Origin of the sequence: Bradyrhizobium sp. AUGA SZCCT0160, from assembly GCF_018130105.1 — a bacterium.
Taxonomy (GTDB): Bacteria; Pseudomonadota; Alphaproteobacteria; order Rhizobiales; family Xanthobacteraceae; genus Bradyrhizobium.
In genome coordinates, this window is the sequence record NZ_JAFCMD010000007.1 from 223954 (window position 1) to 248008 (window position 24055).

The window sequence follows — 24055 nt, forward strand, 5'->3', positions numbered from 1 at the left end:
AGATCAACTGATCGTCGCCCCGCCATCAATCACAATCGTCTGGCCGGTCATGAAGTCGCCGGCCGCCGATCCCATGAACACGGCGGCGCCGGCGATTTCGTCGGGGGTGCCGATGCGGAGCAGCGGCGAGCGCGCGGTCGAGGCCTTTAGCGTTTCCGGATTGTCCCACAGCGCCTTGGCAAAATCGGTCTTGATCAGGCCGGGCGCGATGCAGTTCACGCGGATGTTGTGCTTGCCGTATTCGCAGGCGAGGTTGCGCGCGAGCTGCATGTCGGCGGCCTTCGAGATCGCATAGGCGCCGAGCACGGTCGAACCCTTCAGGCCGCCGATCGAAGACACGATGATGATCGAGCCGTCCTTGCGTTCGATCATCTGCGGCACGACCATGTTGATCAGCCAGTTGTTGGCGACGATGTTGTTGTCCAGGATCTTGCGGAACTGATCGTCGGAGATGCCGCCGAGCGGACCGTAGTAGGGATTGGACGCCGCGTTGCAGACCAGCACGTCGATCTTGCCGAAGGCGCGGTTGGATTCATCGACGAGGTCTTGCAGGTTTTCCTTGCTCGAAATATTCGCCGCGATCGAGACCGCCGTGCCCTTGCCGAATTTTTCGTTGATCGATTTGGTGACGGAATCGCAGACGTCCTGCTTGCGCGAGGAGATCACGACCTTGGCGCCGTGCTCGGCCATCCGCTCGGCGATGGCAAGGCCGATGCCGCGCGTGGAGCCGGTGATGACGGCGACTTTGCCCTTCATGTCGAACAAGCTCATGTCTCTCTCCCAAATGTTGGTCCGGCCGCAAGCCGGTTCTCGTTTTTCGAATTCAAGCTAAGCAGCCTTTGAGGTGTTCGACAACGCTCAAGCAAGCTTTGTCGCAGGCGGAACGACCTCCGGCCCGGCCGGCTGATGCATCGCATTGTGCGAGGGGTCGGCAATCCATGGCTGTTGGTTGACCATCGGTAGCCGCCAGATCGAATGGCTTCCGGTTGCGATGTGATCGAGCCGCGTCACCGATACGTTGTCGATATCGAAGGCGAGGCCCTTGTCGGGTTGACCGCCCAGCGCAAGACCGACCGCGGCCTTGATCGTTCCGCCATGAGTCACGGCAATCACGTCCTTGCCGGCATGCTCAATCGTGATGCGCTCGATCGCGCCGCAGACACGGTTGTAGAGATCCATAAAACTTTCGCCGCCGGGTGCTGCTTCGTCGATCGCCGCGAACCAATGAGAACCGGTGGGACGGCTGGCCAGAAACGCCGCGCGATTCATGCCCTGCCATTCGCCGAGATGCTGTTCGGCAAAGTCCTTGATGTGCGGCATCTCCGCGGGTTTCGGAAATCCGGCGGCCCAGATCGCGTCCGCGGTCTGATGCGTGCGCTTCAGGTTGCTTGCATACCACACCGCGCCCCGCGGCAGAATTTTTCCGACTGCGTCAAACACCACGCGGTCACTGGTGTCGCAGCCCAGATCCTTCTGCCCGTAGATGCAGCCGCCGTCTTCGCGGACCGGCGCGTGGCGCACCCACCACCAGCGCGTCGTGACCTCGTTCGGTTTGCCTGGATTGGACATCGCCAAAGTCCCTCAATAGTGTTTGCAATCGTCTTTGATGTCGCTGTACGTCAGAGCACGCACCGCCTCAAGTCACTTCGACGTTCTTGAGCGTTTGAAAACTTGTTTGAAATTCCGCAAGGCGGCAGACGCCGACCTTGTATACTCCAGGGAGAAACTTCATGGGCCGCCTCGAAGGCAAATCCGTCATCATCACCGGCGCAGGCAGCGGAATCGGGCGCGCGGCCTCCTTGTTGTTCACCAGGGAAGGCGCAAAACTGATTGCGGTCGATCGCAGCGAAGCGGTGAAGGAAACCGCAAAGCTCGTCAGCGACGCCGGCGGCATTGTCGAAGCCGTGATGGCCGACGCGGGATCGGAAGCCGACGTGAAAGCCTTCATCGACAAGGCGGTCTCGAAATACGGCAAGCTCGATGCGATCTGGGCCAATGCCGGCGTCAGCGGCGGGCTGGTTCCGATTCCCGAACAGACCGTAGAGCACTGGCAGGAAGTGCTGCGCATCAACCTGATCGGACCGTTCCTCGCGATCAAGCATTCGATGCCGCACATGATCAGGCAGAAGTCGGGCTCGATCGTCTGCACCGCTTCCGTCGCAGGTCTCAAGGCCGGCGCCAGCGGACATCCCTATGGCGCGAGCAAGGCCGGCGTCATCAGCCTGGTGCAGACCACGGCCTATTCGCTGTCCGGCACCGGCGTGCGCATCAATGCGGTGTGCCCCGGCCTGATCGAAACCGGCATGACCAAGCCGGTGTTCGACCGAGCCAAGGAGCGCGGCACATCCGACAAGATCGGCCAGCTCAATCCGCTGAAGCGCGCCGGGCAGCCGCATGAACTCGCGGCAATGGGACTGTTCCTTGCGAGTGACGACGCGTCCTACGTCAACGGCCAGGCGATCACGGTCGACGGCGGCTTGACGGCGTCGATGCCGTATACGGGCAAGCCGGTTTAGTTGGTTTTTTAGGGAGCCGCATCGCTTCCAACCCGCGACTGTCGTCCTCCGCGAAAGCGGGGGACCCAGTACGCCGCGGCTTCTCGGGTCTATCATTGTCGTCTCTGGAATACTGGATCACCCGCCTTCGCGGGTGACGACAACTGAATATGTGGCCGCATTCTCGCGGCACGATGCGCCCGAGCTTTGCCAGAAATCTCCTTGCCCTCCAATGAGAGGGCGCAGGGAAGACCGGGTGCGCGCTGCACCCGCGGTCCCGTGTGCGGTTTGCACTAAGTAGGCTGCACACGAGCATACAGGGCAGCGGTGAACACCCGGCCTTCCCTGCGCAATGGCTTTACGGCTTATGCCGTGATCTCCCCGGAGACGAGTTCTGGGTTGACTCCGTCGCTATCGTTTCCGCTTGCGCTTCTCCGACAGCTTGACGCCTGCAACGGGCGCCAGGACCACACGGTTTTGCCGTACGCTAAATCCACGCCGTCGTCAGACGTGAACCAGCGTCCACCGCATCCCGCCGCGCGTTCGTGACGTGCGCACGCCCCTCTTGTCGGGCGGGACGCGACAATTCAAACCGCTGATTTGCCCGACGAGGAAAGCGAAATTTTGCCCGTCGGGTTAATTTGTCGCAGCGCGAGCAATCCATCCGCCGTCAGAGCGCAGTAGCGCGTGTCAGGAAGCCGACAGCAAACTCCCTTTCGCCGGCGAATAATCCACCGGCACCAGCCAGCGATCCTCGATCTGCCCGACCATCCGACCGTGCTCCGCGTGCGTCACGCGCTTGATTTCGGACCATTCGGCATCCGCCATGAAGGCCGACCATGCCGCAATCCTGCTCGCCTCGTCGGGCCATTCCAGCAGATAGGCAAATTCGGTTCTGTCACCGAATTTGGTTTCCCACATCGCGACGATGCGAAAGCCGTATCGGTTGCGCATGATACGCGCCGCGTGATCGCGGAATCGCGCGTGGAACGCGGCCTTGTTGTTTTCGAATATCTCGTAGATGCGCAGTTGCTGGATCATCATGGCCTCTCCCTCATCGAGAGATATGGCCTCGGCGTCTTCTGTCAAATCCCCTGCCGCAATGAATGCCATCAACAAAGGATACGAAGCTCACAGCCCGTCGGGCGGGATGCCTGACGTGGTTGCCGCCACCGGGCGCGCGCGGACCCGTTCGCGGTAGAAAGCATAGAGGCCGGACGAGACGATGATCGCGGCGCCTGTTAGCATCATGCCGTCAGGCTTGTCGCCGAACATGAAATAGCCGAGCAGCATGGCCCACAGCAGCGCCGAATAGCGGAACGGCGCCACCGCCGAGATATCGCCCGATCGCAGCGCCACGATCATGCATTGATAGCCGATCAGCACCAGCACCGCCGCCAGCGCCAGCATGCCCAGCGCATGATTGGACGGCGGGGTCCAGCCGCCGAGCGGAAACAGGATGACCGCGCCGGCCGATGTCACGGTCACCGTCATCAACAGCGTGATGAACAGCGAGGGAATTTTCTCAGGGATTTTCCTGGTCGAGAGATCGCGCAGGGCGCAGAACGCCACCGAGACCAGCGCCAGCAGCGAAAACTGGTTGAAGCCTGCGATGCCCGGCCGCACGATGATCAGCATGCCGACAAAACCGGCCGCGATCGCCAGCCAGCGCCGCCAGCCGACCGGCTCGCGAAACACCAGCGCCGCGCCGAGCGTGATGGCAAGCGGCAAGGCCTGAAAGATCGCTGACGTATTGGCCAGCGGCAGATGGGTGAGCGCCGCCATGAACGAGATCGTGCCTCCGACCTCGCCGACGACGCGCAGCGCGACCGGCGCGGTCATCACCGTGCGCAACGGGCGCAACGCGCGCTGATGGAATGCGAGCGCCGCGACCAGCACGATCGCGAACAGGCCACGCACCAGCATGACCTGGCCGAAATTGATTTCCGCCGACACCGCCTTGGTGATGGAGTCGTTGATCGTGAAGGCGGCCATGGCGGTGGCCATGATCAGGCTGCCGCGGATATTTGGGGAGAGAGCCAAGATGGATTCCGGTGAATCGTGGATCGTAGGGTGGGCAAAGCGACTTCGTGCCCACCATTAGCAACAACGATCTGGAGAAATGGTGGGCACGGCGCTGACGCGCCTTTTGCCCACCCTGCGGATGCAATGAATGAAACATGGCGCGATCCGGATGGACCGCGCCATGTTGCAAATTATTTCGCGCCGGCCTTCTGCGCGTATTCCCAGGAGGCCTGCGACAGCGGCACCGTGCGCTTCGCCGACTCGATGGCCTTGGCATTGGCCGCGGTGCCGTCGCGGATCCGGCCTGCAATACCCTGCGTGATGCCGGCAAGGCGGAACAGGTTGTAGGAGAAATACCAGTTCAGGTCGGGGACCTCGGTACCGGTCACGTTGCAGTAGATCTGCGCGGCCGCTTCCATGCTCGGGATGTTCAGCGCCTTGAGATCGGCGTTGGCGAGGCCCGGCATGGTCCATTGCATCAGGAGGTAAGTGAAGTCGGCCATGGGATCGCCGAGCGTCGACAATTCCCAGTCCAGCACCGCCTGCACGCGCGGTTCGGTCGAATGGAAGATCATATTGTCGAGGCGGTAGTCGCCGTGGACGATGGAAACGCGCTTCTGCTCCGGCACGGTCTTCGGCAGCCATTCGGCGAGCTTTTCGAATTCCGGAATGTGCTGGGTCTCGGAGGCGCGGTATTGCTTGGTCCAGCGATCGACCTGCCGCGCAAAATAATTGCCGGGCTTGCCGAAATCACCGAGGCCGATGGCCTGCGGATCGAACAGATGCAATTTCGCCAGTGTCTCGATCTTGCTCGTGAAAATCTTGTAGCGGTCGCCCGGCGTCTGGGTCGGCAGCGTGGGATCCCACAGCACCCGGCCCTCTTCCATCGACATGATGTAGAACGCCGAGCCGATCACGCCGTCGTCGGTGCAGAGCGCATAGGCCTTCGCAACCGGAAAGCCCTGCTTGCTCAGCGCGGCGATGACGCGGAATTCGCGATCCACCGCATGCGCCGACGGCAGCAATTTGCCGAACGGCCTGCGGCGCATCACGTAGGATCGTCCGGGCGTATCGAGCCGGTAGGTCGGGTTGGACTGGCCGCCCTTGAACTGCAGGACGGTCAGCGGTCCCTGATAGCCTTCAACGTTTTCGCGCATCCACCCATCGAGGCGCTTCTCATCGATACGATGACGCTCCTCGACTTCCTTGGTGCCTGAAAACTCTTCGTCTTTCCTGACGCCGTCCGCCACGATGACGCTCCCTTGAGATTTCTTAGTTTCCTTTGGAGAGCGCCATCTGAAGCGTTCCCGTTAATTAGTGCGACGTGTTTGCATACTTCCGAAGTTCAAGTCTGGCAATGGCGCGATTATGCACCTCGTCCGGACCGTCAGCCAGGCGGAGCGTACGGATATGGGCATAATCCTTCGCCAGGCCGGCTTCGTCGGAGACACCGCCGCCGCCATAGGCCTGGATGGCATTGTCGATGATCTTCAACGCCATGTTGGGCGCGGTGACCTTGATCATTGCGATCTCGGCCTGTGCAGTCTTGTTGCCGACCTTGTCCATCATGTCGGCAGCCTTGAGGCACAGCAGGCGATTCATCTCGATGTCGGCGCGCGCTTCGCCGATACGCTGTTCCCACACCGAGTGCTCGATGATCTTCTTGCCGAACGCGGTGCGCGAGGCCAGCCGCTTCACCATCTTCTCAAGCGCCTCCTCGGCCTTGCCGATGGTGCGCATGCAGTGATGGATGCGGCCCGGACCAAGACGGCCCTGCGCGATCTCGAAGCCGCGGCCCTCGCCGAGCAGGATGTTTTCCGCAGGCACGCGAACGTTTTCCAGCAGCACCTGGGCGTGGCCGTGCGGCGCATCGTCATAGCCGAACACCGGAAGCATTTTCTCGACCTTGATGCCGGGGGTATCGAGCGGAACCAGGATCTGCGACTGCGCCTTGTGTTTCGCCGCGCTCGGATCGGTCTTGCCCATCAGGATCGCGATCTTGCAGCGGGGGTCGCCGACGCCTGACGACCACCATTTGCGGCCGTTGATGACGTAGTGGTCGCCATCCTTTTCGATGCGCGTTTCGATGTTGGTCGCGTCCGATGACGCCACCGCGGGCTCGGTCATCAGGAAGGCGGAACGGATTTCACCGTCCATCAGCGGCCGCAGCCACTTCCGCTTCTGCTCCTTGGTGCCGTAGCGGATGAACACTTCCATGTTACCGGTATCCGGGGCGGAACAATTGAACACCTCCGAAGCCCAGGAAATGCGGCCCATCTCTTCCGACAGCAACGCATATTCGAGGTTGGTCAATCCCGCGCCGCGGAATTCGTCATCCTCATGCGCGTTCGGCGGCATGAACATGTTCCAGAGGCCTTCGGCCTTGGCCTTCTTCTTCAGATCCTCGAGGATCGGGATAACCTTCCAGCGCGGTCCCTCTGCATCCTGCTTATCGTAGATCGGCACCGCGGGCCGAACATGCGTTTTCATGAACGAACGAACGCGGTTGAGCCATTCGGTCTGGCGTTCTGACATATTGAAGTCCATGGGACGCTCCCTTCTGAAGATATTCGCTGGCTTTTGAAACCTTTGGCGGCACTGTCTGCCCGCCCCTCGCGCGCCGCAAGAGATTTGCTGGCGCACGAACCGAGGTGGATTGACATTTCCGGCCCTTCAAACGATAGTTTCATACACACGTTTGAAATGCAACTCCCCAACAGGGGACCAGATATGGCGTCCGATCATACCCGCTCCGCCATTCTCGCCGCCGCCGAACGGCTCTACGCCGATCGCGGCTTTGGCGACGTGACGCTGCGCGACATCGTTGCCGAGGCGAATGTCAATCTCGCCGCGGTGAATTATCATTTCGGATCGAAGGACGAGTTGATCGCGGAATTGTTCGTGACCCGCAGCCTCGCCACCAACCGCGAGCGGCTCAACGAACTGAAGGCGGCCGAGGAAGCCGGCGGCGGCCGCGCCTCGATCGAGGCCATCATGCACGCGCTGGTCGGCCCGACCTTGCGCGGCTGCCTCGGCCCGGACCGCGAAGGCTCGACCGCGGCGCGCTTCATGATCCGCGCCTCGATCGAGTCAGTGCCGCCGATCCGCCGCATCAAGAATCGCGAGGTCGATCATCTGCGGAAATTCGTCGCCGCCATGCGCCGCTCCCTGCCCGGCCGCGACGATGCCGAGCTCTATTGGGGCCTGCATTTTGCCCTCGCGATGTCGCACCACACGATCCGGGAAAAGGAGCGGCTGACAAAGCTGTCGGAAGGTCAGTGCGACCTGAACGACGTGCACGCGATCGTCGAACGCGTGGTCGCGGTATCGGTGATGGCGCTGACGGGCGGCGAGCCGGCGAGGAAAGCACCGGCCCGGTCCATGGCGCCGCCGTATGGCCGGCTGACGCGGCAGGATATCTAGAGAACTGCTACGCAGTCGATCTCGATGTCGAACGGCCCCATCCATTCCGGGACGCACACGAAAATGCGCGCCGGCGGATCGACCGGAAAGTACCGCGCATAGATCGCATTGACGGTCGGGAAGTGCTTTGCCGACGTGCAGTAGATATTGCACTTCATCACGTTCTGCAGGCTGGTGCCTGAAGCCTCCAGGCAGAGCTTCATCTGCTCCAGGACGATCTCGGTCTGGCGCTCGATCGGCGCGGCACGCACCTCGCCGGTTTCCGGATCGAACGGCTGAAAGCCTGATACAAACACCATGTTGCCGGCCCGCGTGACCGGCGAGATCGGCGCGTTCCACTTCGCGAGATAAGAGGACAATGGCTCGACGCGGATCACTTCTCGTTTCATGGCGGCACCTCGGTTCGAATCGAGCCCATGATGCGACACTAGCAGCCGCCAGTGACATCATGTTTCGACCGAGGTGGAAGTGTCGTTACCGGGTCCAGCCGGGTTTCGCGCCTTAGACGATCTTCTGCGCCTTCAACGCCTCGACCTTGGCGTCGTCATAGCCGATCGTCGCCAGCACTTCCCTGGTGTGCGCGCCGAGCAGCGGCGGCGCGCGATAGTCCTTTACCGGCGTGCCGGAGAACGAGATGGCGTTGCGGATCAGCGACAGTTCCGGCTCGAAGGGATGTTCGACCTTGACCCGCATGCCGCGCGACTGGACGTGCGGATCTGAAAACACCTGCTCGAAATTGTTGATCGGACCGGAGGGCACGCCGGCCTTTTCCAATTCGTCCAGCCAGTACGCCACCGGCTTCTTCAGGAACAATCCGGCGAAGATCGCCATGATCTCCTTGCCGTGCACGACGCGGTCGTTGTTCTTGAGGAATCTTGGATCGGTCGCAAGCTCGGGGGCGCCCAACACGGCGCAGGTGCGCGCGAACTGGCCGTCATTGCCGACCACCAGCATCAATTCGCCATCGGTGGCGCGGAACACGCCGGCCGGCATGCCGCCATTGCCCCAGGTGCCGCGCCGCGGCGGCGTCACGCCGTTGACGAGGTAGATCTGCAACCAATGCGACAGCGAGGCGATCACGGTGTCGAACAGGCAGACGTCGACATGCTGCCCCTCCCCGCCATTGACCTTGCGGTGGAACAGCGCCGAGAGAATGCCGATCGAGGTGTTCATGCCGGTCATGTAGTCGACGATCGACGGGCCGACCTTCATCGGCCCCTCGCCGGGTTCGCCGTCGATATGACCGGTGACGCTCATCAGGCCGCCCATCGCTTGCAGGATGGCGTCGTAGCCGGCGCGCGGCGCGTAAGGCCCGGTCTGGCCGAAACCGGTCACCGAGCAATAGATGATGCCGGGATTGATCGCCTTGATCGATTCATAATCCAGCCGGTAGCGCTTGAGGTCGCCGACCTTGTAATTCTCCATCATCACGTCGCAGGATTTTGCCAGCTCGCGGATGATGTCCTGGCCTTCCGGCGAGGCGATGTTGACCGTGACCGACTTCTTGTTGCGGTTAGCGCACAGATAGAACGAATTGTTGTTGTTGGCCTTGCCTTCGGGGTCCTGCAGATAAGGCGGGCCGAAGGCGCGCGCGTCGTCGCCGCCGCCGGGACGCTCGATCTTGATCACCTCGGCGCCGAGATCGCCCAGCATCTGCGCCGACAAGGGCCCCGCCAGCACCCGCGTCAGGTCGAGAATTTTGATGCCTTTGAGTGGCAGAGCCGACATGAAACTTCCTCCGAAACTTTTGATTTGGTGGCGCCGGAATGTCCCCCCCGGCGCGCGATGCCCAGCGGATACACTATTTTGCGGCCATGAGCCCTGCATTGGCGGCATGCAGGTATCCGTTTGTGGCTTGTGGCGCGCCGAGCGGAAGTCGAGGTGGGGTGCCTGGAGGAGTGTGCAAAACGAATTATCGGCCGTCCGGCACCGTATCGCCTTCCCCTGCTTTCAGTGCACGCAATTGCCGAAAGCTCACGATCCGACCGGCGATCGCACTGGCCGCGACTGTGGACGGGCTCGCCAGCCAGACTTGCCCGGGCCCGGAGCGGCCTGGAAAATTGCGGTTGATCGCGCTTACCGTCACCTGATCGGCGCGCTCGGAGACGCCGGGACCGGCATTCACACAGGCGCCACATCCCGGCTCGACCAGTTCGACACCCACGCGTTCAAACACGTCAAGCATTCCGCTTTGAACGCAGAAGTCACGGACATCCTGGCTGCCGAACTGGAGAAAGAAGCGTGTGCCGGCAGCGACCCGCATGCCGCGCTGCGCCGCCCATTCGAGCACGGCGTGGTAATGCAGCAAATCCTCGCGCTTGCCGCCTGTGCACGAGCCGCCATAGGCGATATCGATCCCCACCGTCTCCGCCAGTTCCGATATGGCAACGCCGCGACCGGGATCGCCGGGCCTCGCCAGCATCGGCTCGAGCCTGTCGCACTCGATCTCGATGAGGTGAGCCAGTTCGGCCCCTTCGTCGCTGCACATCCATGGCTCGAGCTGCAGATCGATGCCGCGGCGCTCCCTGACAAAGCGCTGCGTCTCCGCATCGGGCACGACGATTGCGCTGAAGCCGCCGATTTCCGCCACCATGTTGGTCAGCGTCGCACGCTCGTCGGTAGACAGGTTTGACAGCGCTTCGCCGCAATACTCGAACATCTGGCCGATCGCACGTCCCTCGCGCACGTAGGGCAAACGCAAGAGGTGCAGAACGATATCCTTCGCCTCGACGCCGGCCGGAAGGCGGCCGCTCAGCCGCACACGGCATGTCCGGGGTACCTCGACACGCACCTCTCCCGTCATCCACGCGTTGGCCATTTCGGTCGTGCCGATGCCGAACGCCAATGCTCCCAGGGCACCGCAATGCGGCGTATGGGAATCCGTGCCGACGACCAGCTGACCCGGCTTCACGTAACGCTCCGCCATGATCGAGTGGCTGATGCCTTCCGAACCGTCACGGTCAGCAAGATAGCCGTGCAGGCGCACCCCATACGTCTCGCAGAATTGCTGCTGCACCCTGGCCAATGCCTGCGCGGCTTCGAGCAGGCCGCGGGCGCGCCGCTCGGGCGCCATGGTCTGGTGGATGAAGGGCAAGTGATCACCGAAGCAGACGATGCTCGCACGATCATGCAGCGTGATCGGGCCCTCGCCCATTTCCCGCGCGAGAAAGCTGACGCACATCGGCGTTACGTATTCGTGCGCATAGCGCCAGTTCGCCCGTGCGAAGACGGCTTGCCCGGGACGAACCGCAGCCGAATGGCCGACGGATGCGCGTGCGATGATCTTTTCGGCATAGGTCATCGGCCGCGATGCGGTGGTGCGCACGGCCGGCGACCAGCCATCCTTTCGCGCGCGCGCCAGCTTGAACAGCCCGCCGCGCCGAATGAGTTCTGCGGTGAGTTCGTCCTCGCCTTCGGTAAACTCGCTGACGGAAATGCTCTCGCCGCGGCGTATCCGTTCGATCAAGGCGAAATCGGTCGAGGTGTAGATGCCCAGATTACGGCAGTTCTGCCGGTAGATGCGCTCGAAGCTTTCGGCGATCACCAGCCTGATGCCGGCGCACCATTCCGCATAGGGGCTGGCCTCGCGCGACGAGCCCTTGCCGTAGCGGCGCCCGGCCACCGTCACGCCGAACCCGCCGGCCTTGACGCTGCCGGCAGATACCGGGAGGCGCTGACCGCATTTCAGGCCGAGATAGGGATATTCCCCGAGCTTCTCGTCGTAATAATAGCAGATCGCGGCCGGGGTGATCTCGTCGGTCGACACGTCGCTGCGCAGCGGCAGCGCCTCGGCCAGCGAGACATCCGTCCCTTGCAACTGGCTTTCCACCACGTCCGCGTCCTCAGAGAGGAACAGGATGCGGCCGTCGAAGCGGACCTGTGTGGCTGGTCCCGATGTCATGACGCCTCTCATTCGGCGGTGATGCCGAGAGCGCGGATGAGTTCACCGCGTGCCTGATAGTCGACCTCGATCTGGCGCCTGAAATCATCAGGCGTGCCACCGAGCGCGACCATGCGCTGCTTATCCAGCCAGGTGCGCATCGATTCCGTTGCAAGGATCTGATTTATCTCCTTGTTCAAGGTGGCTATCACCGCCTTCGGCGTATTCTTTGGCAGCATGAACCCGGTATAGCTGATGACCTTGAACTCCGGAAAAGTTTCGCTGATCGCCGGCACGTCGGGAAGCAACGGGAATCGCTTTTCCGACGTGACGCCGAGCACCTTGATCTTGCCTGCCATCGCCAGCGGCTCCACCGCCGTCGGTGCGCCAAACAGCAGCGGTATCTGCCCGCCCAGGAGATCGTTCACAGCAACCGACGTTCCCTTGTAGGGAATGTGGGTCATGGTGAAGCCGCCGTACTTCTGCAGCATCTCGCCGGCGAGGCGATGCGGCGTCGAACTGCCAGGACTGCCGAAACTCAAATTCTGCGTCTTTTGCTTGCCCAGCGCGACCAGCTCGGCCACCGAATTCGCCGGCACATTGTTGGCAGCGGCAAGCAGCAGCGGCGACCACATGACGTTGACGACCGGCTCCATTGCCTTCGAAAGGTCGAAGTGATTACTGGTGGCGAGGTGCGGGTCGATAGCGACCATCGCGTCCGTCACGAGGAGGATCGTGTATCCGTCGGGCTCGGCGCGTGCGGCCGCCTGCGCCGCGATCATGCCATTGGCACCCGTCTTGTTTTCGATGACGACGGATACTTTGAGGTTCTCGCCGAGTTGCTTGCCGATGATCCGGGCCAGCGCGTCGGCCTGCCCGCCCGCGGAATAACCCACCAGGATTGTCAGGGATCGTGATGGATATGGCTGCGCCTTGGCGCCGAGCACCGTCGCAACCAGCGCCATTGCAACCAGCACCACGACGCCCAGCGCGCGGGCTTTTCCTCGAACCAGTTTGCCGGATGTCATGCTCCGCCTCCTCCCTGAGATCACATATCCAGGTGCGGTTGAATTCACCGCGCTCTGGTTCGTTCTTATGCTGGCTCGTTCGCGACCGCGCCCAGCACGCCGGCCGAACGCAAATCCTCAATGTCGCCCTCCGAATATCCGGCGGCCCGCAGAATCTCGTCCGTGTGCTCGCCGATCCGCGGCGGCTGGCGATCGAGGCCGGGCCGTTCCTGCGCTTCGCCGAACTCGACCGGCAGCGCCGGGATTCCGACCAGCGGCCCGCCACCTAGTCCCGATACGGCGGTCGCAAGCAGCCCGCCATTGTCAAGCAGATGCGGATCGGTCGACAATTCGTCGGGCCGGCCAACCCGCGAATAGGCCACCCGCGCCGCTTCGCATTTTGTCAGGATTTCGCCGAGCGGCAGCCGCGCGATCCGCCGCTCCAGTTCGGGGAGCATCCACTCGCGCGCTTCGCAGCGGGCGGCGTTGCCTGCAAACCTGATATCATCGCGCCAGTCGTCGAAGCCGAACGTTTCGCAGAAGCGCTGCCAGTGGCCGTCCGAAGTGCAGCCGATGAAGACCTGACCGCCATCGGACGCGGTGAAAACGTCGTAGACGCCCCAGGCATTCTTGCGTGCCGGCATCGGCGGCATCGGACCGCCGGTGACCGCGCTGCCGACGACGACGGCGCCGAGCATGAAGGTCGCGCTTTCAAACAGGGAACTGGCAACTTTCTGCCCGACGCCCGTCGCGTCGCGTTCGCGCAGCGCGGCCAGCGCAGCCACCACGCCAAATACGCCGCCGAGAATGTCGATCACGGGCGCGCCAGCGCGGAGTGGCCGGCCGGGCGGACCCGTCATGTAGGCGAGGCCGGACTGCATCTGCACGACTTCATCGAGCGCGCCGCGATTTTCGTACGGCCCTTTCAAAAAACCCTTCATCGAAAGGTAGACCAGACGTGGATTGATCCGGCGCAGATCCTCCCAGCTGCATTTCAGCCGCTCGATGGTTCCCGGCCCAAAGTTCTCCAGCACCACGTCAGCATCCCCAACGAGCCGATGCACGATCGCCTGTCCCTCGGGCCGCTTCAGGTCGATCGCGATCGACCGCTTGTTGCGATTATAGGTCGCGAAGAATCCGGCGGCGAAGCCCGGCAGGCGCCGCGTCGGATCGCCGCCGGCAGGCTCAATCTTGATGACGTCAGCGCCGAGATCGGCAAACAGCACGCCCGCGCACGGGCCCATGATGGTGTGGCCGAAATCAAGCACCTTCAATCCCGCCAGCGGCCTGGACGCCGTCATCATGCAGCCCTTTTCCTGAATGCAGCCAGCGATCCCGAACGCAACGCGGCGCTCGGCAGGCGGTGTCCGACGATGCGCTCGGCGAGACGCCCGGCCTCGATCAGCGCCTCGATGTCGAGGCCGGTGGCGATGCCCATCTCGTCGCACAGCAGCGCGAGTTCCTCGGTGGCGATGTTGCCGGGCGCTCCGGGCTGGCCGGCGAACGGGCAGCCGCCGAGCCCCGCCACCGCCGCATCGAACGCGGTCACGCCGAGCCTCAGGCCCTCATAGGCGCACGCGATACCCTGCCCGCGCGTGTCATGCAGATGCAGGGCGATCCGCACGTCCGGCCAGCAGTCACGCACGGCGCCGACCGCGGCCGCGACCCGGCCCGGCGTCGCCCAGCCCATGGAATCCGCGAGCGCGACATCCCGCACCTCAACGCCGAATTCGCGCGCGACGGCTAGCCCGTCCGCCACCGTCCCCACGACCGTCGTGGGCGAGACGTCGCCGGAGAAATTGCAGCCGAAGGCGGCCATGACGATGATCTTGGCGATCGGCACGCCCGCTTCCTGGTGCACGCCCACATATTTGCGCATGGCTTCGAGTTGTCCGGCGCGATCGCGGTTGAGATTTCTGATGGCGAAAGCTTCCGATGCGCTTAGCGAAATGAACCCGGCAAGGGTCAGCTTCCCGCCGAACGCAAGTGCGCGCCGCAATCCGCCCTCGTTGAACCACAGCGCGGAGTATTCGACGCCTTGCCGTGCGGTGAACCCCTCGACCACGGCCTCGGCGTCGGCCCAACCCGGAACATGCTTGGCGTTGACGAAGGAGGCGATCTGGATCCGGCGCAGGCCGCAATTGGAAAGCGCGTCGATCAGCGCGATCTTGTCCGCGGTCGCGATCGGGCCCTGCTCGATCTGAAAGCCTTCGCGAGGCCCCTCTTCGCTGATGACGACGCTGTTCGGCAGGTCCATGCGCCGTGGCTCCTCCGGGTGATCTTGTTGGATGTGAGCTTGCCGCGCCCCAAGACATCTGACAAATATAATATCACGATCAATCTGTTCTATTAATTAGATGACGGGAGCGATCACGGTGGCGTTGGGGTTGCGGCAGATCAGATACTTCATCGCCATTGCCGACGCCGGCGTGCTGTCGAGGGCGGCGGAGAGGCTCAACATCGCCCAGTCGGCGCTCAGCCATCACGTCGCCGCGCTCGAGAACGATCTCGGCGTCAAACTGCTCGAACGAAGGCCGCGCGGCATCGCGCTGACGGCGGCCGGACGCCGGCTCTACGAGCACGCCAGCGCGGTCCTGTCGGCACTCGGCAAGGCCGAAGAGGATGTCCGGACCTATAATGAGGCCGCGACCGGTCCGGTCTGCCTCGGCCTCAGCCATACCGGGATTTCGCTGGTTGCGCTCGATCTGATGAAGGCGGTTCGAACCATCGCTCCGGGCGTTTACCTGAGCATCGTCGAGGCGCTGTCACCGGCGCTGACCGAGCGCGTCCTGTCCGGCACCGTCGATCTCGCGCTCGCCTACAATCCCCCGCGAGACGCCCGTCTGGATGTCGAGCTGCTGCTGGAGGAAGACCTTTACCTCGTCGGGCATCCGAGCCTGATCGGCCGGTCGGCCACTCCGATCGCCTTCTCCGCGATTCCGCAGCGAAGCGTACTTGGGTTGTCGCCGATGCCGGCATCGCGCGCCATCATCCAGACCCAGGTTCTCCGCAATCAGGTCATCCCAAGCGAAACGCTCGAAGTCGATTCACTGCCGGCGCTGCGAATGGCGCTTGAGGCCGGCCTCGGATGTGCCATTCTTTCACGCGCCACCGTGCTCTCCGACCTTGCGGCGGAGAAATATCATGCGCGGCGCATCATCGATCCGCCGCTGACGCGCTCGCTTGGGCTGATCGCGCTGGCGGACCGGCCGCAGACCAAGGCGTTCCTGGAGGTGCGCAAGACCGTGATCGAGGTCGTGCGCGCCGCCATCAGCAACAAACGCTGGCCGGCAACGGAGTACGGCCGGCGACGTGCGGCCAAAGGGCTGAAAGCCGCAAAGCCACGCTGAAATCGAAGGGCGCGTCCGTTCGCACGCAGCGAGCGCGGCATTGTCATCGAAATGTCGCGGAACAGGTCTTCTCCCGCAACGTTTCCCTGATGTGCAAGCGAGCTGCGCGACTTTCTCAGGGAGTCGTATCTCAATCGGTATACCTTGATCGGGAATTTTCGATGGCGAACGAATTTCTCGGAGAGAGGACAGTCGTCATCCACGCCCCAGCCGGTGCACGGTTTTGCACAACCCATGAAAGGCTTGTCCACCTTGAGATTGCCAAACGGATCGCCGCACTCAAGGGCGGTTGTTTTGGCGGTGAATTCGATCACGCCCGCGCCTACCGGAGCCAGCCTTATCTGGTGCCGACCGACACCATCATCGGGATCGATCAGGCGCACGAGTTAGGCGTTTTCACCGAGCATGACCTGTTCGGCGGCGTTGTGCCTCATGCCTTTGTCGGCACGAAGGCGATTACCCATGGCCTGATCGAGGAGAATGCCACGGCGCCAACCGGCTGGTCGCACGATTTTGCGAAGATCGTCCGCGACATCGTCCCCCGGGGATATACGGCCTTCAGCCGCGACGACGCGCATCTCGCGGCGCACCGCTTGCTTCATGACCATCCCATCCGGATCAAACCAGTCAAGGCAACCGGTGGGCGGGGCCAGCTTGTCGTCGGGAATGTTGGTGAACTCGATTCAGCCGTGGAGCAAGTTGATCAAGCGCAACTCACACAGTTCGGACTTGTCCTCGAAGAGAACCTTGGCGATCCCAAAACCTACAGCATCGGGCAAGTTCGGCTCGACGAGCTGGTCGCCAGCTACCACGGCACACAGAATCTGGTAAGCAACAATTCGGGGCGAACCGCCTATGGCGGCTCCGATCTCACGGTCGTCCGTGGCGAGCTCGACAGCCTCATGACGCTCGATGGCCTGTCGGACGGCGAGCGCCTCGCCATTGCCCAGGCCCAGCGGTACGACGCAGCTGCGATGCGCTGTTTTCCAGGCATGATCGTCTCACGACGAAACTATGACGTCATTGAGGGAACCTCGGCCACGGGACGACGTTGCTCCGGTGTTCTTGAACAGTCATGGCGGATCGGCGGTGCAACGCCGGCCGAGATCACCGCGCTTGAGGTCTTGCGTGCCGATCCCGGCCTCCAGACCGTGCGGGTCTCGTCGGTGGAAGCTTACGGAACCAGTCCGGCGAAACCGGCCAACGCGATTGTCTATTTCGAGGGCGTCGATGAACGGCTGGGTCCAATGATCAAATACGCGCACGTAAAGCCTGCATGAACCCGGAACAGACAGCCGTTACAATCGACGTCGACGATCAGCGTCTGGCCGGCACGTTGCTTACCCCCACAAGCTCGTTGCCGGGCGTGTTATTCGTCCACGGCTGGGGCGGCAGCCAGGAAACGGACCTGGTTCGCGCGCGCGAAATTGCCGCGCTCGGATGCGTCTGCCTGACCTTTGACCTTCGCGGCCATGCCGGAACCAAATCCCAATTCGAAAGTGTCACGCGCGAGCAAAACCTCCACGATCTCATTGCGGCCTATGACGCGCTGATGCGGCATCCAACGGTCGACCGGTCCTCGGTTGCCGTCGTTGGCAGCAGTTACGGCGCGTATCTGGCGGCGCTTCTAACCACGGCAAGGGCGGTGCGCTGGATGGCGCTTCGGGTGCCCGCCCTTTACAGGGATGACGAATGGGACGTGGCGAAGCGGCAACTCGACCGCGAAGTGCTTGCTGCATACCGGCGGAGCGCCGTCTCCGCGAAAGACAATCGGGCGCTTCGGGCGTGTGCGCAATTCGGCGGCGAGGTCCTGATCGTCGAGTCCGAGCACGATGACCTCATCCCCCATGAAACGATCATCAGCTACAGGTCGTCGTTCCGCAACGCCCATTCGCTTACCTACCGCACCATAGGCGGGGCCGATCACGGACTGTCGGAGGCGAAGCACCAACAGGCCTATACGTCGCTGCTCATCAAGTGGATGACCGAAATGGTGCTCGGATCCCGCGGCGCCGGACAATCGCGCGCAGCCAATACTCCGGCCCATGTCATCAGCTAGCGGGGCCGGCGAGCCTGCATGGCGTCCGTATCGCCTTCAACGCTGTCGGTTCGATAGCAAGACAAGGAACGGAACCGCCGTCGGGGACGTTATTTGACTCACATATTATTATTTCCTCGCGCGCCCGAGGCGATCGGCAAAGGCGCGAGGTCGAAGTCGAACAGCCAGGAATCTAGCTGAAAAACGGGTGCCCTCATGCCGGAAACCAAAAGCAGTCGGCAAATCTACGACGAGAGCATCAAAATTCGTCGGCAAGTCGATGACGGCCGGCCGAGGCAATCGGAGGACGACATTCAGCGCGAGCAACTCGGACCGCGCGGGGTACCGGGAGAGCCAGACCCCGCAAAAATGGTCCCGCAACGCAGAAAGAAGACTCCGTCGAATTTTGATCCCGGCCATACGGCTTGAAGTCCACCGGCCCAACGCGTCAGACCACGCTGGCGGAAATTGCGGGGCGCCGAACCGCCCGCAATCAGACTGGACGGGCTTGCCTAGATGAAAGGCTTGCCGCCCGTGACCGCGACGGTGGTTCCGGAGGTGTAGCTCGACAGCGGATCCGCCAGCATGACGTAGGCCGTTGCCAGTTCGGCCGGCTGTGCCGCCCGCTGCAAGGGGACCTGCTTGCCGAAATTCTGCACGGAATCCTCCGGCAATGTCGAGGGAATCAACGGGGTCCAGATCGGCCCCGGCGCAACGGCATTTGCGCGAATGCCCTTCGGCGCAAGCATCTGCGCAAGACCGCCGGTGAAATTCTGGATGGCGCCTTTGGTGGTGGCGTAGGCCAGCAGAATCGGATTGGGCATATCCGCGTTGATCGATGCCGTGTTGATGACCGCACTGCCCGGCTGCATGTGCGGCACGGCGGCCTTCGTCAGATAGAACATCGCATGGATGTTCACCTCGAAGGTCAATTGCCATTCCTCGTCACTGATCTCGCCGATGTCCTTGAAAGCGGCCTGGTGGGCGGCGTTGTTGACGAGGATGTCGATCCCGCCCAGTTCATCGACGGCACGCTTGATGACGGAACGGCAATGCTCTGGACGGCGCAGGTCGCCGGCCACAAGGACGGCCTTGCGACCTTCCTTCTCGATCAGCGCCTTGACCTCCTGCGCATCGTCTTCTTCGCTGAGGTAGGAAATCAGCACGTCGGCGCCCTCCCGCGCGAAGGCGATCGCCACGGCGCGGCCGATGCCGCTGTCGCCGCCGGTGATCACAGCCTTTCTGCCTTTCAGCTTGTCCGAGCCTCGGTAACTCTTCTCGCCGTGGTCCGGCCGCGGATCCATCTTCGCTGTTGAGCCAGGCATCGGCTGTTTCTGTTTCGGATAAGGCGGCTTGGGATAGTCGGGCATGAGCATTCTCCAAGGATGCGACACTCCATCGCCTAATCGCCGGCCTGCGCAAGTGTTCCCTCCCCTTGGCACGGAGCTCACGCTTCCTTCGCGGTTGCTTCGTCCTATATGAGAACCGCCCTCACAACGGACGGATCGCCGGATTGGCCGAGCAGCAGCTTCCACTTTTTGCGGACCAATCGCCCGCTCCGCAGGGCCTGCGCTACGCTACCGGCTTCGTTTCGCCGGCGATCGAACGGAACTTGATGACGCGCATCGCGCAGCTTCCGTTGCAGCCGTTCCAGTTCGGCCAGTACGAGGGCAAGCGGCGGGTGGCCTCATTCGGCTTCCGCTATGACTACACGTTGCGGCGGCTGCAGGACGCCGATCCGATTCCCGAATGGCTGGCACCATTGATCGAGCGGGTCGCGGCCTTCGGCGGCGCGGGCGTTCGAATAGGTCAAATTCTCTGCACCGAATACGACAGCGGCGTCGGCATCGGCTGGCACCGCGACAAACCGCATTTCGACCAGATATTTGGATTGTCGCTGGGCTCGCCCTGCAAGTTTCGATTTCGGCGGCCGGCAGGTGCCAAATGGAGCCGCTTCACGCTCGAAGCGGCGCCGCGGTCCATCTATCAGATGGCCGGAGCCGTGAGATCAGAGTGGGAGCACAGCATCCCGCCGGTGGAGGCGCTTCGCTATTCGATCACCTTCCGGAGCATGGCTGAGAGCTCGTCATGATGGCTACCCTCACCGCATGGTCGCGAGCTGAACTGCGAGCGCGCACGCCTTGTCGTACTCGTCGAGATTGATCCACTCGTCGATGGTGTGCGGTTCGTTCTGCCCGGCGCCGAAGGTCACGGTCGGCACGCCGTGGCGGACCATCCAGTTGGCGTCCAGCCCGCCATTGGCGGCGCGGATGCTCGGCGTTGCGCCGACGCCGGACACGGCCTCGATCGCGCGCTTGACGACGGGCAGGCTCTCTTTCATGCGGAACGGATAATAGTCGGTCTCCGCCTTGAACTTGACGCGCCCCGACTTGCCGTCGCTGTTCTTCACGTTCAAGGCGGCCTTCTCGAACGCCGCCTTGTAGGCTTTCGTGATCTCCTTGAAGAACTTGCTGTCGTGGCTGCGGCTTTCGCCGCGCACGTGCACATAGTCGGTGACGACATTGGTGGCGTCGCCGGCCGGCCTTCCCTCGCCACCGGTGACGGGACCGACGTTGCTGGTGCCCTGCAGCTTGCGCTTCACCACCTTGCCGAACCAGCCGCCCGCCTTCACGTCCGCGAGCGCAAGTGCCAAAATCATGGTCGAACTGATCCCGCGCTCCGGTGCGACGCCGGCGTGGGAGGCGCGGCCGAATATCTCGACCTGCCAGCGATCCGCGCCGACGGCGCCGATCGTGACGTTGGAGGCGGAGCCGCCGTCGTAGTTGAACGCCATCACCGGCGAGCCGAGCTCGGCGGTCTTGACGTGGCGCGCGCCATAGAGCCCGCTCTCCTCGCGCACGCAGAACAGCAGCGTGATCGGCGGATGATCGAGATTCTGCTTGGCAAGCTCGGCCGCCAGCGTGACGAGAACGCCGCAGCCGGCGCGGTTGTCGCCGCCGAGCGCGGTCTTCGCATCATTGACGATCTTGCGTCCCGCCAGTTTCGGTTTGGCTCCGGCGCACAGCGGCACGGTGTCCATGTGGGTCATGAACATGATCCGCGGCTGGTTGTGCATCGCGCCGCGGCCGGGCAGATCGACAATGAGATTGCCGGTTTCCGTTGGCACGGGAATGCGGGTGTTGGCGTCATCGAGGCGGATCGCGCTCGCCGGCACGCCGCTTTCCTGCAGCGCCGCGCTGAGTTCGCGTCCGATCGCGGCCTCCTTTCCGGTCACGCCCTCGACGGCGAGGAAGCGCATGAGACGGTCGGTGGCGGTTTTGACGTCGACTTGCATGGTGGGTTTCCTGATGAGGCGCTGCGGACTCTCGCGAGCATCGTTCGAGATGGCCGGCTGCACAAGGCGACTTGGAATCAGGACTGGCATGCGGACGCCACTGTGCTCGTCGCGGCGATCGCTAGATCGAAGTGTCCTGCCGGGCCACCGCCGGACGCGAGACGACGTAGGCGGCGCAGGCCAGGAAACCCGCCGCCACGGCCAAAGCGAGCGGCACCGACGGCGCGAAGCTATAACAGAAGACAGCGAACCCGAACGCCATCCCCGCGCAAGCCATGATCTTGGCGGTGCGCGGGATGGCTCCGGCGGCGCGCCAATCCCGCAGCGGTTTTCCCAATGTCGGATGCTCGAGCAGCCAGGCCTCGAAACGGGGCGAGGAGCGCGCGAAACACGCCGCCGCAACGATCAGGAAAACCGCCCCCGGCATCAACGGCATTACAAGGCCGATCACGCCGAGCGCGACCATCACCCAGCCCAGGCAAAAATAGATGATGCGCATCAGACCTGCCGCCCGCCCAGTTCTTCAAATAAAGGATTGCTCTTCAAAAGGATTGCTCGCTCCCGGCTGACACCATGGCTTGCCGAGCCGGAGCTCGCGGCCGCGCGCCCGCCTTCGCCCATAGCGCGTCGAAGACGCGCGTAACCGCGCTTTCGGGGCTTCGGCGCGGCAGCCTTCTCTCGCTTCGCGAGCGAAGGCTGGAGCGGGTGAAGGGAATCGAACCCTCGTATTCAGCTTGGAAGGCTGCTGCTCTACCATTGAGCTACACCCGCATTGGGCGATCACCTAACACGCCATGCGGGCGGCCTCAACCACCCAGGGAACCGTCGATAAACTGCTGGGAAACCGCAGGAAACTGCCAAACACGGCCCGGTCGCCTGACAAACAGGCCCGGTTCCGGCCGGAATCCGCGCCGCTCAGCCCCCTTAACAGCGACAGATTCGCTGCCTATACTCTTATTTCCATCAACAACGAAAGGAGGTGATCCAGTGTCTCTTACCAAGCGCTGTCACCTCGCTGGGATCGCCCGCTAGGCTCTCGCGCTTAGAGGCTTGGCACGGGGCGCTCTCAGCCCTGGACCAGCGAGTTCAAAAGTTGGGGCGCGGCGGGAGCAATCCCGCCGCGCTTTTTGTTTGTGGGGTGGAATTGCAACTCGCGACCAAAGCAATTCATCTACACACGAGGAATTTTCGAAACACCCACCCCATCGGCCGGGAAGCGACATTCGAAATATAGGCCCACTGCTTTCCGTTCTCTGTGGTCTGGTCCGAAATCCGAATGCGTTCGCCGTTGGCGATTTTGCCGACGATCTTTCCGTTCGGTGACGTCCGGACGTTGAGCGGCGTTCCGGTCGGATCGGCGACGACGCATGAATTGCGGTCCTGGTCCGGTCCGGCCGACTGCAATTCCTGCCTGGTGCCCGAGAGCGCCTTTTCATCATTGCCGATGGTGCCGCCGGCATTGCCGGATTGTGCAAAGGCCGCCGCAACACAGCAGGCGCTCACGAACGTGCCAAGCAAGGCGATCTTCAGCACGGCACGTTTTGCGCCACAGTGAACGCTGCTCCCATCTCTTCCTCCATCGCTGGCGGCATTGTTCCGCAAGCCCGGGACGAGAGCAATAGGGCCAAGACGTTCGATTCCGAGGTTCAGAAGTGGTTGAGGACCCCGTTCAGGGTGAGGTCGGCCATAAGGTTGGACTTAGCTAACGCGAAGGCCGGTCAGAAGCCGCAGAGATTGACCGATCGCGGGCGTGCGCCGCGGCGGCTTTCGACAATGTTCTCGCCGCCATTGGTGGCCGAACTGCCGTAATAGCGGTGGTGGCCGGAGACATCGTGCCAGTCGCCGGGCTGCGTCGATGCCGGTGACGCCGAATGGGACCGGGTGGCGTCACTGATGATCGAGGCTGGCTTGCGTTGCATGACCGTCTCCGTGGATGATGCGCAGTTGCTGCGTTCTGTTCATCAGTCGTTAACTGGCCGCCGCGCGTTCAAGCGCCGAACCCCTATATCGTGCTTCCGGAATGTTTCGTGACCTGCCTCACCCGGCGACCATCTGACGCTTTGTTGAAACGGTCCTGTCGGGATAGGGCTTTGCGAAACGTCCTCGCAGGCGTCCAATCCCGCCAAAGGCCAAGGAGATATCGATGCTTTACGCCATTCTGGCCTATCACGTGGAAGCCGAGGTGCAGTCCTGGACGCCGGCGGAGGACGCCGCCCTGATGACCGAGTTGCTTGGAGTTCATGACCGGCTCAACGAACAGAAATTGTTGGGGCCGTCGGCGCGGCTGGGGGCGACGGGCAAGGCCCGCACCTTGCGCGGACCGGGCGCGGGGGTCGTGATCGACGGGCCGTTTGCCGAAACCAAGGAGCAGCTGCTGGGACTCTATGTCGTGAACTGCGCCGATGAGGACGCTGCGATCGCGGTGGCCCGCGACCTGCGCAAGGTCAATCCGACCGCGGTCTACGAGATCCGCCCGATCGCCCTCTATCTTCCCGGCGAGCCGTTCCCGACCACCGAGACGCCGGGCCTTACCGCCTAGGAG

Annotated in this window: 25 protein-coding genes and 1 tRNA gene; 8 read left to right on the top strand and 18 right to left on the bottom strand. The window is 62.9% G+C overall.

All coding sequences use genetic code 11. The annotated features are described in order from the left end of the window. Positions 1-3: 3 nt before the first annotated feature. Both JQ558_RS14615 and JQ558_RS14620 read right to left on the bottom strand, forming a co-directional pair. Positions 4-771 carry an SDR family NAD(P)-dependent oxidoreductase gene (locus JQ558_RS14615; protein WP_212294026.1) on the bottom strand — a complete coding sequence of 256 codons (768 nt, stop codon included), beginning with the start codon at positions 769-771 and terminating at the stop codon, positions 4-6. Positions 772-858: 87 nt separating this feature from the next. Continuing rightward, complete coding sequence (locus tag JQ558_RS14620) at positions 859-1569, bottom strand: histidine phosphatase family protein (protein ID WP_212272169.1); 711 nt, start codon at positions 1567-1569, stop codon at positions 859-861. Between the two features lie 161 nt (positions 1570-1730). On the opposite strand from JQ558_RS14620, the gene JQ558_RS14625 reads away from it, so the two are divergent. Continuing rightward, a complete protein-coding gene (locus JQ558_RS14625; protein ID WP_212294027.1) occupies positions 1731-2516 on the top strand; it encodes an SDR family NAD(P)-dependent oxidoreductase in 786 nt (261 codons plus the stop codon). A 669-nt stretch (positions 2517-3185) separates the two neighbouring features. On the opposite strand, the gene JQ558_RS14630 is transcribed toward JQ558_RS14625, so the two are convergent. The 4 genes from JQ558_RS14630 to JQ558_RS14645 all read right to left on the bottom strand — a co-directional run bounded on the left by JQ558_RS14630 (position 3186) and on the right by JQ558_RS14645 (position 7067). Then, complete coding sequence (locus JQ558_RS14630; RefSeq protein ID WP_249127643.1) at positions 3186-3539, bottom strand: NIPSNAP family protein; 354 nt, start codon at positions 3537-3539, stop codon at positions 3186-3188. Positions 3540-3626: 87 nt separating this feature from the next. Beyond that, the gene (locus JQ558_RS14635) at positions 3627-4538 is read right to left on the bottom strand and encodes a DMT family transporter (protein WP_212272168.1); all 912 of its coding nucleotides are present in this window, start codon (positions 4536-4538) and stop codon (positions 3627-3629) included. Between the two features lie 173 nt (positions 4539-4711). Continuing rightward, positions 4712-5770, bottom strand: coding sequence for a phosphotransferase family protein (locus JQ558_RS14640; protein WP_212294028.1), 1059 nt, complete (start codon positions 5768-5770; stop codon positions 4712-4714). Between the two features lie 64 nt (positions 5771-5834). Next, complete coding sequence (locus JQ558_RS14645) at positions 5835-7067, bottom strand: acyl-CoA dehydrogenase family protein (protein ID WP_212207348.1); 1233 nt, start codon at positions 7065-7067, stop codon at positions 5835-5837. 183 nt (positions 7068-7250) lie between these two features. On the opposite strand from JQ558_RS14645, the gene JQ558_RS14650 reads away from it, so the two are divergent. Next, the gene (locus tag JQ558_RS14650) at positions 7251-7943 is read left to right on the top strand and encodes a TetR/AcrR family transcriptional regulator (protein WP_212207347.1); all 693 of its coding nucleotides are present in this window, start codon (positions 7251-7253) and stop codon (positions 7941-7943) included. On the opposite strand, the gene JQ558_RS14655 is transcribed toward JQ558_RS14650, so the two are convergent. From JQ558_RS14655 to JQ558_RS14680, 6 genes are all read right to left on the bottom strand, one after another. Then, on the bottom strand, positions 7940-8332 hold the full coding sequence (locus JQ558_RS14655; protein WP_212294029.1) for a RidA family protein: 393 nt from the start codon (positions 8330-8332) through the stop codon (positions 7940-7942). The genes JQ558_RS14650 and JQ558_RS14655 overlap by 4 nt on opposite strands. Positions 8333-8444: 112 nt before the next feature. After that, positions 8445-9671, bottom strand: a complete 1227-nt coding sequence (locus JQ558_RS14660) for a CaiB/BaiF CoA-transferase family protein (protein WP_212207345.1) — start codon at positions 9669-9671, stop codon at positions 8445-8447. A 184-nt stretch (positions 9672-9855) separates the two neighbouring features. Further along, positions 9856-11844, bottom strand: coding sequence for an aconitase family protein (locus JQ558_RS14665; protein WP_212294030.1), 1989 nt, complete (start codon positions 11842-11844; stop codon positions 9856-9858). Positions 11845-11852: 8 nt separating this feature from the next. Further along, positions 11853-12851 carry a tripartite tricarboxylate transporter substrate binding protein gene (locus JQ558_RS14670; RefSeq protein ID WP_212294031.1) on the bottom strand — a complete coding sequence of 333 codons (999 nt, stop codon included), beginning with the start codon at positions 12849-12851 and terminating at the stop codon, positions 11853-11855. Between the two features lie 65 nt (positions 12852-12916). Then, a complete protein-coding gene (locus JQ558_RS14675; protein WP_249142461.1) occupies positions 12917-14134 on the bottom strand; it encodes a CaiB/BaiF CoA-transferase family protein in 1218 nt (405 codons plus the stop codon). Continuing rightward, positions 14131-15087, bottom strand: coding sequence for a hydroxymethylglutaryl-CoA lyase (locus tag JQ558_RS14680; protein WP_212294032.1), 957 nt, complete (start codon positions 15085-15087; stop codon positions 14131-14133). Before JQ558_RS14680 ends, JQ558_RS14675 begins: the two co-directional genes overlap by 4 nt. 118 nt (positions 15088-15205) lie before the next feature. On the opposite strand from JQ558_RS14680, the gene JQ558_RS14685 reads away from it, so the two are divergent. The 4 genes from JQ558_RS14685 (at position 15206) to JQ558_RS37220 (ending at position 18647) form a co-directional block, all read left to right on the top strand. Next, positions 15206-16180: a LysR family transcriptional regulator gene (locus JQ558_RS14685; RefSeq protein ID WP_212272160.1), complete on the top strand. Its 975-nt coding sequence runs from the start codon at positions 15206-15208 to the stop codon at positions 16178-16180. Between the two features lie 161 nt (positions 16181-16341). Next, complete coding sequence (locus tag JQ558_RS14690) at positions 16342-17460, top strand: DUF3182 family protein (RefSeq protein WP_212294033.1); 1119 nt, start codon at positions 16342-16344, stop codon at positions 17458-17460. Then, the gene (locus JQ558_RS14695; RefSeq protein WP_212207339.1) at positions 17457-18239 is read left to right on the top strand and encodes a S9 family peptidase; all 783 of its coding nucleotides are present in this window, start codon (positions 17457-17459) and stop codon (positions 18237-18239) included. Before JQ558_RS14690 ends, JQ558_RS14695 begins: the two co-directional genes overlap by 4 nt. 195 nt (positions 18240-18434) lie before the next feature. Further along, positions 18435-18647, top strand: coding sequence for a hypothetical protein (locus JQ558_RS37220; protein ID WP_249142462.1), 213 nt, complete (start codon positions 18435-18437; stop codon positions 18645-18647). An 83-nt stretch (positions 18648-18730) separates the two neighbouring features. On the opposite strand, the gene JQ558_RS14700 is transcribed toward JQ558_RS37220, so the two are convergent. Then, a complete protein-coding gene (locus JQ558_RS14700) occupies positions 18731-19588 on the bottom strand; it encodes an SDR family oxidoreductase (protein ID WP_212294034.1) in 858 nt (285 codons plus the stop codon). 143 nt (positions 19589-19731) lie between these two features. On the opposite strand from JQ558_RS14700, the gene JQ558_RS14705 reads away from it, so the two are divergent. Continuing rightward, on the top strand, positions 19732-20310 hold the full coding sequence (locus tag JQ558_RS14705) for an alpha-ketoglutarate-dependent dioxygenase AlkB (protein WP_249142463.1): 579 nt from the start codon (positions 19732-19734) through the stop codon (positions 20308-20310). A 9-nt stretch (positions 20311-20319) separates the two neighbouring features. On the opposite strand, the gene JQ558_RS14710 is transcribed toward JQ558_RS14705, so the two are convergent. The 5 genes from JQ558_RS14710 to JQ558_RS14730 all read right to left on the bottom strand — a co-directional run bounded on the left by JQ558_RS14710 (position 20320) and on the right by JQ558_RS14730 (position 23432). Then, the gene (locus JQ558_RS14710) at positions 20320-21513 is read right to left on the bottom strand and encodes a M20/M25/M40 family metallo-hydrolase (RefSeq protein WP_212294035.1); all 1194 of its coding nucleotides are present in this window, start codon (positions 21511-21513) and stop codon (positions 20320-20322) included. Positions 21514-21634: 121 nt separating this feature from the next. After that, positions 21635-22012, bottom strand: coding sequence for a YbaN family protein (locus tag JQ558_RS14715; protein ID WP_212207334.1), 378 nt, complete (start codon positions 22010-22012; stop codon positions 21635-21637). Between the two features lie 198 nt (positions 22013-22210). Further along, positions 22211-22284 (bottom strand) — tRNA-Gly (locus JQ558_RS14720). A gap of 396 nt (positions 22285-22680) precedes the next feature. Then, a complete protein-coding gene (locus JQ558_RS14725) occupies positions 22681-23046 on the bottom strand; it encodes an SH3 domain-containing protein (protein ID WP_212294036.1) in 366 nt (121 codons plus the stop codon). Positions 23047-23231: 185 nt separating this feature from the next. Continuing rightward, complete coding sequence (locus JQ558_RS14730) at positions 23232-23432, bottom strand: hypothetical protein (protein WP_249119398.1); 201 nt, start codon at positions 23430-23432, stop codon at positions 23232-23234. A gap of 224 nt (positions 23433-23656) precedes the next feature. Here JQ558_RS14730 and JQ558_RS14735 point away from each other — a divergent pair, with 224 nt between their 5' ends. Beyond that, on the top strand, positions 23657-24052 hold the full coding sequence (locus JQ558_RS14735) for a YciI family protein (protein ID WP_212294037.1): 396 nt from the start codon (positions 23657-23659) through the stop codon (positions 24050-24052). Positions 24053-24055: the final 3 nt, after the last annotated feature.

Excerpts from the sequence above, each read along its gene's own strand:
- JQ558_RS14615 (WP_212294026.1), bottom strand. The coding sequence starts at position 771 with ATGAGCTTGTTCGACATGAAGGGCAAAGTCGCCGTCATCACCGGCTCC.
- JQ558_RS14620 (WP_212272169.1), bottom strand. The coding sequence starts at position 1,569 with ATGTCCAATCCAGGCAAACCGAACGAGGTCACGACGCGCTGGTGGTGG.
- JQ558_RS14625 (WP_212294027.1), top strand. The coding sequence starts at position 1,731 with ATGGGCCGCCTCGAAGGCAAATCCGTCATCATCACCGGCGCAGGCAGC.
- JQ558_RS14630 (WP_249127643.1), bottom strand. The coding sequence starts at position 3,539 with ATGATGATCCAGCAACTGCGCATCTACGAGATATTCGAAAACAACAAG.
- JQ558_RS14645 (WP_212207348.1), bottom strand. The coding sequence starts at position 7,067 with ATGGACTTCAATATGTCAGAACGCCAGACCGAATGGCTCAACCGCGTT.
- JQ558_RS14650 (WP_212207347.1), top strand. The coding sequence starts at position 7,251 with ATGGCGTCCGATCATACCCGCTCCGCCATTCTCGCCGCCGCCGAACGG.
- JQ558_RS14655 (WP_212294029.1), bottom strand. The coding sequence starts at position 8,332 with ATGAAACGAGAAGTGATCCGCGTCGAGCCATTGTCCTCTTATCTCGCG.
- JQ558_RS14660 (WP_212207345.1), bottom strand. The coding sequence starts at position 9,671 with ATGTCGGCTCTGCCACTCAAAGGCATCAAAATTCTCGACCTGACGCGG.
- JQ558_RS14665 (WP_212294030.1), bottom strand. The coding sequence starts at position 11,844 with ATGACATCGGGACCAGCCACACAGGTCCGCTTCGACGGCCGCATCCTG.
- JQ558_RS14670 (WP_212294031.1), bottom strand. The coding sequence starts at position 12,851 with ATGACATCCGGCAAACTGGTTCGAGGAAAAGCCCGCGCGCTGGGCGTC.
- JQ558_RS14675 (WP_249142461.1), bottom strand. The coding sequence starts at position 14,134 with ATGATGACGGCGTCCAGGCCGCTGGCGGGATTGAAGGTGCTTGATTTC.
- JQ558_RS14680 (WP_212294032.1), bottom strand. The coding sequence starts at position 15,087 with ATGGACCTGCCGAACAGCGTCGTCATCAGCGAAGAGGGGCCTCGCGAA.
- JQ558_RS14690 (WP_212294033.1), top strand. The coding sequence starts at position 16,342 with ATGGCGAACGAATTTCTCGGAGAGAGGACAGTCGTCATCCACGCCCCA.
- JQ558_RS14695 (WP_212207339.1), top strand. The coding sequence starts at position 17,457 with ATGAACCCGGAACAGACAGCCGTTACAATCGACGTCGACGATCAGCGT.
- JQ558_RS37220 (WP_249142462.1), top strand. The coding sequence starts at position 18,435 with ATGCCGGAAACCAAAAGCAGTCGGCAAATCTACGACGAGAGCATCAAA.
- JQ558_RS14700 (WP_212294034.1), bottom strand. The coding sequence starts at position 19,588 with ATGCCCGACTATCCCAAGCCGCCTTATCCGAAACAGAAACAGCCGATG.
- JQ558_RS14710 (WP_212294035.1), bottom strand. The coding sequence starts at position 21,513 with ATGCAAGTCGACGTCAAAACCGCCACCGACCGTCTCATGCGCTTCCTC.
- JQ558_RS14715 (WP_212207334.1), bottom strand. The coding sequence starts at position 22,012 with ATGCGCATCATCTATTTTTGCCTGGGCTGGGTGATGGTCGCGCTCGGC.
- JQ558_RS14730 (WP_249119398.1), bottom strand. The coding sequence starts at position 23,432 with ATGCAACGCAAGCCAGCCTCGATCATCAGTGACGCCACCCGGTCCCAT.
- JQ558_RS14735 (WP_212294037.1), top strand. The coding sequence starts at position 23,657 with ATGCTTTACGCCATTCTGGCCTATCACGTGGAAGCCGAGGTGCAGTCC.